This is a genomic window from Myxococcus sp. AB025B (genome assembly GCF_006518215.1).
GTDB classification, from domain to species: domain Bacteria; phylum Myxococcota; class Myxococcia; order Myxococcales; family Myxococcaceae; genus Myxococcus; species Myxococcus fulvus.
In genome coordinates, this window is record NZ_SRLW01000092.1 from 23,176 (window position 1) to 32,273 (window position 9,098).

Sequence of the window (9,098 nt, forward strand, 5' to 3'; positions counted from 1 at the left end):
GGACTCAGGCGGCGATGGCCGGCGCGTCCCCTTCCTCCAGGCCGTGCACGCCGTCCCACTCCGCGGGCGGCGGCGTGACGAGGAAGCGCGCGCAGCGGGCCGCGTACACGGCGGAGACGGAGTCCTTGAAGTCGGTGGCGGAGCGCTCGAACAGCGCATGCGCCTCCGGGAAGCGGCGCTGGTGGTAGGCCGTCAGCGCGCGCTCGTAGACGGCGAGCTGCTCCTGCTGGGGCGTGGTGATTTCACCCTTGCGCCCCACCAGCTCGTGCACGCGCAGCGGCTCCGCGCGGCCCTTGAGGCGCACCCGGTCCACCACGCGGAACACGTAGTTGTCCCCCGCGAGTGTCACCGTGCCATCACCCACGAGCACGTAGGTGCCGTACACCTTGTTGAGCGACTCCAGCCGCGCGGCCAGGCCCACCGCGTCACCCAGCACGGTGTAGTTGGACTTCAGCTCGCTGCCCATGTCGCCCACCACGACTTCGCCCGTGTCAACGCCGGCGCGGAAGCTCAGGCGGCGCCCGTACTTCTTCTCCCAGGCGTCCTGCCGCGCCGCGAGCACCTCGCGCATCTTCAGCGCGGCCTCACAGGCCAGGTGCGCATGGCGCTCGGTGCGCACCGGCGCGCCCCAGAACGCCATCACCGAGTCGCCGATGTACTTGTCCATCTGCCCCGCCGTGGAGCGCACCACCGCCGCCATCTCCAGCAGGTACTCGTTGAAGAGCCCCACCAGCTGCTCGGGCGTCATGCCCTCCGACAGCCGCGTGAAGCCCTCGATGTCGCAGATGTACACCGACATCCGCCGGCGCTCCGGACGCATCAGGCTCAGGTCGCGCGTCACCAGCCGCGCCACCTCCGGGCTCACGTACCGGCCAAGCGCCGCCTGCACGAAGTCGCGGATCTGCTGCTCGTTGCGGAAGGCGTAGACGGTGGTGACGGCGAACGCGCCCACCATGGCCAGCAGCGGCCCCGCCATGGCCACCCACAGCCGCTGCTCGATGAACACGTAGCTGGCCGCCGCCGTGTAGCCCGCCCCCGCGAGCGCCAGTCCGCTCACGTAGAGCAGCGCGCCCCGCAGGGAGCGCAGCAGGAAGCTCAGCGACAGCGCGAGGAAGGCCCCCAGGAAGGCCAGCCCCATGGTGAGCGCCAGGTCGTGGTCCGCCCGGGCGCGGGAGATGCCCTCGGAGCGCAGGATGTTCGCCAGCGCCTGTCCCAGGATGGCGCCACCGGGCGTCTCCGGACCGATGGGCGTGGCCCGCATGTGCCCGGACTCGCCCGCCGTCCGCGTGAGGACGACGGTGCGCCCCTCCAAATCGTTATCGAACCGCGCGGGGCGCTCGTCCGCGACGTCGAACACGTTGAGCAGCACGTTCCACGCGCGGATGGAGCGGGACAACGAGCCGCGTGAGCCCCGCCCCGCCGTCGGCGCATCCCAGCGCATCAGGCTGAAACCCGAGTCATCCATGGGCACCGAGTACTCGTCCCCCACGTGCAGCCGCCCGTTCGCGTAGCGGAGCGTGCGCGTGCCGGCCAGGCGCATCGCGGCGGCGAGCGGCAGCGAGGGCAGCACGTGGCGACCACCCCTCGCCGTGTAGGCCACCAGGTGCGGGATGCCGCGCACCACGCCATCCGGGTCCGCCGTCAGCGTGACAGCGCCGTACCCCGCACCTCCACCCAACAGTGGCGCCACCGGGTGCTGGAGCTGACGCACCTCCAGGAGCTTCGACGTGTCCAGCCCCTCGACCTGGACTTCCGCCAACGAGACGAACAGGTCCGTGGGGCCCACGCGGAACGTGTCGTCCGACGCGCGCCGCTCGGCGATGACCGCTCCCGGGGCGCCCAGCCGCGCGCCCAGCGACTTCGCGTCCGCCTCGTCCGTGGCGCCGCCCCAGACCTCCACCTGGTTGCCCGCGGGGATGACGAAGGCGGGCCGCTGCACCGCGAGCACCGTCTGCGTCCGCTCGCGTGCCTCACTGATGTCGGGGAACGTGCCCACCTTCACCCGGTACGGCCACAGGCGGCTGGCCGGCGGCAGCACGCGCGCGCCCTGGCTCTCCCACGAGAACGACAGCAGCGCCTTGCCCGGGTCACGCTCGAGGAACTCGCGGAAGGACGCGTCATCGCTCGACGTGGCGCCGAGCGACAGCTTCGGGTTGACGCAGGCGTTGGGACTCAGCTCCGGGAAGGGCAGGTCCAACAGCACCAGCAGGGCCCCCTCCTCCACCAGCCGGTGGGCCATGGCGCCGACGAGCTGCCGGGGCCAGGGCTGCGTGGCGACCCCGGGGCGGTCGTCCTGACGGGCCTCGGCGAGCGTCTCGTCGTCGATGGCCACCACCACGGCCTCGTCCGGCCGCTCCGAGCGCGCGCCGAGCTCCAGCACGCGCCAGTCGTAGGTGCGGCGCTCCAGCCCCTCCAGCCAGCCCTGCGCCGCCTCCACCGCGCCCGAGGGCACCCACGCGGGCGAGTCCTCGCGCGGCGCCGCCGGCTGGGGCGCTCGCAGATACACGAGGATGCCCAGCACGCAGCCGAAGAAGACGGCCATCGCCAGTGAGAAGCCGAGCCGCTTGAAGAAACGCCAGCTCGCGAAGTGGACGCGGTGTGCTTGCACGGGTGCGCGGGAGGATACCCCGAGATTCCCCGGCGCGAGGGGACTGTCACGAGCCCCTGCTATGCTCGCCGCCCCCGTCACACACCCCAGGAAGACTCCTGATGAAACGCATCCTCATGTCCGCCGCCGTCACCGCCCTCTTCCTCGCTCCCCTGGCGTGCGACCTGGAGAAGACGGGGGCCCAGCTCACCGCCGAGCACGTCATGGTGGGCACCCTGCTGGCCACGCCCGAGGTGGAGGTCTCGGCCCTGGCGCTCGCCGGCGTCGACGGAGGGGTCTTCGTCCCGGATGGGGGCGACAACATCGTGATTCCGGCCCAGACGGCCGCGCTCGTGTTCTTCGGCACGCGCTCCGGAGAGAACTCGCAGCCCTCGGGCGTGACGGGCGCCACCGCGACGCTCCAGCCCCAGGGTGGGCAGGCGACGGTGCTGAACGAGGACGGCGCGGGCAGCTACAGCCGCACCAACGTGGGCGGGAGTGACTCGGGGCTGACGTACGCCTCCGGCGCCACCTACCAGTTCATCGCCGCGCGCAACGGCACGCGCTACGTGGGCCAGGTGGACGACGCGCCCGTGCAGGAGGCCATCACCCGGTTCCATCCGCCCGAGGGCTTCGTGCGCCACACGTCCGGCACGGCGCTCAGCTTCGAGCGCGCCGCCGTCTCGGGCGGCAAGGAGCGCACGCTGGGCTTCGTCACCGTGGTGCCCCTGGGCTCGGACGGCTCCAAGGGCGAGCCCACGTACTCCAACGTGCCCACCACGCCGGTGGAGTTCCTCCAGCTGGTCGCGGTGCCGGGCTCGTACCGCGAGGCCCAGGTGACGATTCCGGGCTCGGCCTTCCCGCAGTCCAACAAGACGTACCTGGTCATCTTCCAGGCCGTGCGCCTGGGCGGCGCCGAGTCCGACAACCTGTTCATCGGCAGCGCCCTGCTCGCGGGCACCGCCGACGTGGGCGTCATCCGGACGAACTGAACACGCTTCAGCCCGCTTCGATGTCCAGCTCGATGCGCCCCGACAGCTTGAGGCGCAGCAGGTGGCCGGCGAAGCGCTCCGACTCCTCTCGCGAGAGCACGTTGCGGAAGCTCGCGCCGTCCGCCACCTCGACCTCCAGCACCGCGCCCCGCTGGAGGAGCCGGAAGAAGTCCTCGTCCCCACCGGGTCGGGGGATGGACAGCGGCAGCATCCCCTTGAGCGGGAGGACCTCCTCGCCCGCGCGGACCCGTGACACCAGGGCCGCCGCGTCGGGCCGCACGTCGCCCGGGGCCACGCCCTCCTCGGGATAGAGCGGCGCGGGCGGCAGCGCCACGTCCTCCGTCGAGTCGTCGAGCAGGAAGCCGTACCGCGACGGAATCCGGCCGGTGAAGAGCATGCACAGCAGCACGGGTGTGTCGCCGGACACGCGCTCCAGGTGGAGGATGGAGCGCTCCGCGCCCACGCGACGCAGGAGCAACGTCAGCCGCGGGCGATGGACCGACAGGTGACGCAAGGCCCGGTCCTTCAGCGTCGCGCGGATCTCCGCGAAGGCGGACGCATAGCCCGCCTCCGTCTCTGCCTCGCGTGCGGACAGGGCCTCGCGCGTCCTCGCGAGCTTCTCCTCCGCGTCGCGCAGGAAGTCCCCCGCGGACGCGGGCGCGAGTCCCGGCTCCGACGAGGCCGAGGGTTCGAGCCCCGCGGCGCGCACCGCGCCCAGGAGGAACGAGCCTTGTTGCGTCAGCCGCTCGCGCTCCTCACGGAACCGCGCGATGGACGCGGCGTGCTCCAGCTTCAGCTCCAGCCACGCTTCGTATCCGGACTCGAGCGTCTCCAACGCGCGCAGCCGCGCCAGCGCCGCCTCCGGTCCCACCGCCCCATCACCCTTTGCCAGGTCACTCACGAGGGCGGAGTCTACACCCGCTTCGCGCCCGCCCCGCCGTCGCTCGGCCGCCGCCCTGCAACGACGAAGGCCCCCACCCGCCTTCGCGGATGAGGGCCCTCACGTCGAGCACACCGTCCACGTGGCGCGAAGCCACGGGACACGGGCTCACGCCGTGCGAGACACGGGCGACTGCGTGCCCTGCGCCGGGGCGCTCTCGCCGCGGTTCAGCTGGTTGGTCAGGTACTCCTGGCCGGTCTGCAGCTTCTGGCGCAGGTCGTCCCGCAGCTGGGTGCCCGGCTTGGGAGCCAGCAACAGCCCCAGGCCCGCGCCCACCAGCAGGCCGGCCGCGAAGGCGCCGATCACCGGCAGCACGTCCTCCGCCGCGCTGCGACGGCTCTCCAGGCCGATGAGGTTGAGCAGGTCGTCCTTGTCCATCTTCTTCAGGGCGTTCAGGTTCATGCGCGACTCCAATGGAAGGTGAAACGGCGGGGGAACGAAGACAACCCTAGTAGGACGGAGGACGGGGCGTGCCCGCAACCGACGCATCCGCGGACGCGGCGCCGGGCTCCCGCGACACGGCGGAGCTCACCGCGCCGCGACCCGCCTGGTAGCCCTGGAACGCCGTCTCGGCCATGCCCAAGAGCTCGTCCTTCACGAAGGGCAGCGCCGCCAGCCGCACGCCCAACCGGAGCATGCGCGCCGTCAGCGGCGTGAACAGACCCCCGCCCAGCACGTAGCCCACGCCCAGCGCGGCGGCGATCATCCCGTACGGGTTGCGCTCAACGCGCCCGCGCAGGTCCAACGACTGGCCCAGGTCATCGACAGCGCCCCTGGCATCACTCCAGAGCTGCTGCGCCTCCGAGCCAATCTGGTCCACCCGCTGGCCGAACCCCGCGTCCGTGCCCGAGGGCCGCGACGAAGGGTTGCCATTGCCTGAAGCCCCTGGATAGTTCGTCATGAGTGTCCTCTCTCGTCTGCCGTCCCAGGACGGCTTCAGCGGCGGGAAGCGATGCGGCCGACCAGGAAGCCCACGGCCACCGCGCCCAACAGACACGTGCCGGGGTTGGCGCGGATGAAGCTCACCACGCGGTGGTTCATGTCCACCAGGTTCTGCCGGGCCTCGTCGAGCTGCGGCAACACCTGGTCCTGGAGCTGCCGGGCCCGGTCGGCCACCTGCTGCGGATTCATGTCCATGAACGTGCTCTCCTCGATTCGAAAAGTGGAACTGCGAAAGTCCTGGGGGCCCACGCGCGCCTTCAGCGACGCGAACCCAGCAACATCCCCACCGCGAACGCCGCCCCCACGCACGCGTAGGGATGACGGCGCACCCACTCGCGCCAGTCGGCGGCGACCGCCACCTCCTCGCGCAGCGCGCTCACCGACATGGCCAGCTCCGCGCGCGTCCGCTCGATGTCCTGACGGAGCATCGCGCTCGTGCGAGGCCCCATCGGCTTGGGATGTCCATTGCTAGCGCCCATGCGGGGGCTCCTTGAAGCGTTGACCGTCCCCGCCCTGGAGCGCGTTGCCCAGGGGCACGGGGGCCGGCGCGGTGAGCGCCGCCATGCTGCGCGACAGCTCGTCCGTGGTGTCCTCCATCATCCGTCGTGACTTCAGCTTGTGCAGCGCCCAGGCCACGCCGCCCCCACCCGCCACCAGGTTGAGCAGCGCCACCACGCCGAACGCTCCCGCCCACCCCAGCCAGGGGACCAGCACCGCCGCGAGCGCCGCGCACGCGAAGGCATAGCCCACCAGGATGAAGGGCACGAAGGCGGCGATCATCGCCACGTTCATGCTCGCGGACTTCAGGTCCTCCTCGAGCTCCAGGCGCGCCAGCTGCAGGTGCTGGGTCACCAGCCGACTGAAGCTGTCCGCCATGCGGCCGACGAGCGCGGTGAGCCCACGCTCCGTCTGTTCGCTCCCCACGTGCATTCACTCTCCGGCCGGCGCTCGCGTCCTCACAGAAGTGGCGCCAACCTAGGCACCCCTGCCCTTTGGGACAACCTCCCCGAGGCGTTTCTGTCCGGCGTTCACAAGCGTCAGCCACTCAACGTGACGCCGGCTCCCGCACGCTAACCGATGAGCTGCACCGGTGGAGAGTCGGACGTGCTCTCGGAGAGGATGGGCGCCTGGAAGCGCAGCACCAGGGGAAGGTGGTCCGAGGCCACCCGGCTGAGTTCGGTGCGGTGCGGAAAGATCCGAAGCGGCCGGACGCCCGCGTCCACGTAGATGCGGTCCAACCTCAGCACGGGCCAGCGCGTGGGATAGGTGCGCGCGGGCGTGCCCAGCTCCAGCGCGGCGTCGTGGATGGCCTTGCGCACCAGCGAGGGCACCGCGCCGTTGCCCCAGTAGTTGAAGTCCCCGCACACCACCGCCGGGTCCTTGCGCACGGCGTCCCGCAGGATGTCCGAGCCGAGCAGCAGCGCCTCCTGCCGCCGCCGCTCCGACACCCGCAGGCCCAGGTGGAGCGAGAACACGTGGAGCTGCTGGCCTCCGCCCAGGTCCAGGTCGCACCGCAGCGCGCCCCGGGGCTCGCGCCGTCCCACGCTCAGGTCATAGTTCTTCGAGTGGAGGATGGGCAGCCGCGTGAGGATGGCGTTGCCGTAGCGCCGGCCGTTGCGCACGACGTTGGGGCCGAAGGCCATGTGCATGCCGAGCATGTCCGCCAGGTGCTCGGGCTGGTCCTCCCGCGAGGTGCGCGCGCGAAAGTCGCCCACCTCCTGCAGGGCGACGATGTCGGCGCCCACCTCGCGGAGCACCTCACCCACGCGGCCCAGGTCGAACCGGCCGTCCGTCCCGATGCCGCTGTGGATGTTGTACGAGACGAGCGTCAGCTCCACGCGCGCGGGCTCAGCCGTGGAGGGGATTGAGGCGCCGCGCCGCCAGCCGCACCACCTCCAGCGGCAGCGCCGCCAGGCGGGCCACGGCCTTCGCCGCGTCCCCCAGTCCGCCCTTGAGCGTCTGGAGCTGACGGCCCGCCTCGTCGAGCAGGTCCGGGAGCCGGCCACGAGGAGGCTGCTCGCGCGTGGGCGGCAGCGCGCCGATGGGCGTGGTGCTCCGGATGACGGGCTCCTCCGCGGCCTTGCGCTGCTGCGCCTTCTCACGCGAGGCGCGCTTCGTCGCGCGCTGCGCGGGCGCCGAGGTGCCGTGGGAGAACTTCCCGTCCGGCTCCAGGCGAGCCAGCTCCTGGAGCTGCGCCTCCATCTGCCGGGCGTTGTAGAGGTCCTCCGTCTCCGCGAAGGACTTGCCGTAGTGCACCCCCTCGCGCGCCGCCAGTTCCTCTGGCTGCGCACGGGACTGCGCCAGGTGCGCCTTGTCCCGTCGACGCAGGCTGCGGCTCTGCTTCGGCAGCGTCTTCGGAACCTGGAAATGGTCGAAGCTATAGGGACGAGGCATCCGCGAATCTCCGAAAAGGAATTGGGTCCGAGCAGAAGCTAGGAAGCCTGGGGGCGCGCCGGTACGGCTTGACGCCACGGCGCGCAGCCGGCTGCCTGCCCTCCAGCCCGTCGGGCCGCGATTCCGCGCCCCTGCGCCGCTCAAGTGCCGACAAATCCAGGCGCGTCCCGCTGGCCCGGTGAGCAGCCGACGAGGCAGTGTTCAGCAGGCGACCCGCCGGGCGCTCCCGGGCAGCGAAGCAGGCATCCGACGCGCGGATTTCTCACCCTGGGAAGAGTCCGGCCATCCGTGGTGTAAAGAACGCCCATGGCTCCGCACCCCGCCCGCTGGTTTCATTCCGCGCCCTCCCACCTGCTGCTCGCGCTGCTCGCCCTCGGTGCGAAGGCCCAGGCCTCCGAGCCGACGCCCACGTCCGCGGCGCTCCCCTCCTCCGCGTCGACGACGGCCCAGGTCCAGCCGCTGCTGTCGCTCCAGCCCGGCTCGGCGCGTCCGGGAGACCCCGTCATCGTGACGGTGCGGGGCATGGCGGGGATGCCCACGGGCACGCTCGCGGGACGTCCGCTGCGCTTCTTCGCGTGGGGAGACGGCTTCCTCGCGGTGACGGGCCTGCCGGTGGAGCTGACGCCGGGCGCCGCTCCCGTGCGCGTGGTGGGCCCCGGCTCGGCCGAGGGCGCGCCGCTGGAGCTGACGGGCACGCTGGACATCGTCGAGCCGGGCTACCCCTCGCGCGAGCTGAAGGTGTCGGGCAAGTACGTGGCGCCGCCGGCCTCCGTGAAGGCGCGCATGGCCGCGGACCGACGCGCCTTCGCCGCCGCCTTCTCGCAGCCGTTCAGCGCGCCCCACTTCGCCCAGAACTTCGCCTGGCCCCGGCAGGACCGCATCACCGCGCCCTTCGGCGACCGGCGCACGTTCAACGGCAAGCTGTCCAGCCAGCACTTCGGCGTGGACATCGACGGAGACCCGGGCGCGCCCGTGCTGGCCAGCAACGAGGGCACCGTGGTGATGGCGCGCGACAACTACTCCGCCGGCAAGACGGTGCTGGTGCACCACGGCGGAGACCTCTTCACCGCGTACTTCCACCTGTCGCGCATCCAGGTGAAGCAGGGCGACAAGCTCCAGCAGGGGCAGCAGCTGGGCCTGGTGGGCAGCACCGGCCGCGTCACCGGCCCCCACCTCCACTGGGGCGTGAAGGTGGACGGCATCTGGGTGGACGGCGAGTCGCTCTTGCGCCTGGACTTCTTCC

At 71.8% G+C, this 9,098-nt stretch carries 11 protein-coding genes; 2 read left to right on the forward strand and 9 right to left on the reverse strand.

Going from position 1 to position 9,098, the window contains the following annotated elements; all coding sequences use genetic code 11:
* Positions 1-4 precede the first annotated feature (4 nt).
* On the reverse strand, positions 5-2,542 hold the full coding sequence (locus FL311_RS17480) for an adenylate/guanylate cyclase domain-containing protein (protein WP_141326264.1): 2,538 nt from the start codon (positions 2,540-2,542) through the stop codon (positions 5-7).
* A 167-nt stretch (positions 2,543-2,709) separates the two neighbouring features.
* Here FL311_RS17480 and FL311_RS17485 point away from each other — a divergent pair, with 167 nt between their 5' ends.
* Complete coding sequence (locus FL311_RS17485) at positions 2,710-3,579, forward strand: hypothetical protein (RefSeq protein ID WP_194869238.1); 870 nt, start codon at positions 2,710-2,712, stop codon at positions 3,577-3,579.
* Positions 3,580-3,586: 7 nt separating this feature from the next.
* On the opposite strand, the gene FL311_RS17490 is transcribed toward FL311_RS17485, so the two are convergent.
* From FL311_RS17490 to FL311_RS17525, 8 genes are all read right to left on the reverse strand, one after another.
* Complete coding sequence (locus FL311_RS17490; RefSeq protein ID WP_141326256.1) at positions 3,587-4,480, reverse strand: hypothetical protein; 894 nt, start codon at positions 4,478-4,480, stop codon at positions 3,587-3,589.
* 147 nt (positions 4,481-4,627) lie between these two features.
* Positions 4,628-4,921 (reverse strand): YtxH domain-containing protein, encoded by a 294-nt coding sequence (locus FL311_RS17495; protein WP_141326257.1) that lies wholly within the window; start codon positions 4,919-4,921, stop codon positions 4,628-4,630.
* Between the two features lie 46 nt (positions 4,922-4,967).
* Positions 4,968-5,420, reverse strand: a complete 453-nt coding sequence (locus FL311_RS17500) for a hypothetical protein (RefSeq protein WP_046712965.1) — start codon at positions 5,418-5,420, stop codon at positions 4,968-4,970.
* Between the two features lie 35 nt (positions 5,421-5,455).
* Complete coding sequence (locus tag FL311_RS17505) at positions 5,456-5,656, reverse strand: hypothetical protein (protein ID WP_046712964.1); 201 nt, start codon at positions 5,654-5,656, stop codon at positions 5,456-5,458.
* 62 nt (positions 5,657-5,718) lie between these two features.
* A complete protein-coding gene (locus FL311_RS17510) occupies positions 5,719-5,940 on the reverse strand; it encodes a DUF3618 domain-containing protein (RefSeq protein WP_141326258.1) in 222 nt (73 codons plus the stop codon).
* Positions 5,930-6,391, reverse strand: a complete 462-nt coding sequence (locus FL311_RS17515) for a phage holin family protein (protein WP_141326259.1) — start codon at positions 6,389-6,391, stop codon at positions 5,930-5,932. The genes FL311_RS17510 and FL311_RS17515 overlap by 11 nt, the downstream gene beginning before the upstream one ends.
* Positions 6,392-6,531: 140 nt before the next feature.
* Entirely contained in the window at positions 6,532-7,299 is a 768-nt protein-coding gene (locus FL311_RS17520) for an endonuclease/exonuclease/phosphatase family protein (RefSeq protein ID WP_141326260.1), read from the reverse strand.
* A gap of 10 nt (positions 7,300-7,309) precedes the next feature.
* Entirely contained in the window at positions 7,310-7,855 is a 546-nt protein-coding gene (locus FL311_RS17525) for a hypothetical protein (protein ID WP_141326261.1), read from the reverse strand.
* Between the two features lie 306 nt (positions 7,856-8,161).
* Here FL311_RS17525 and FL311_RS17530 point away from each other — a divergent pair.
* A partial coding sequence (locus FL311_RS17530; RefSeq protein WP_141326262.1) for a M23 family metallopeptidase occupies positions 8,162-9,098 on the forward strand: 937 nt, incomplete at its 3' end.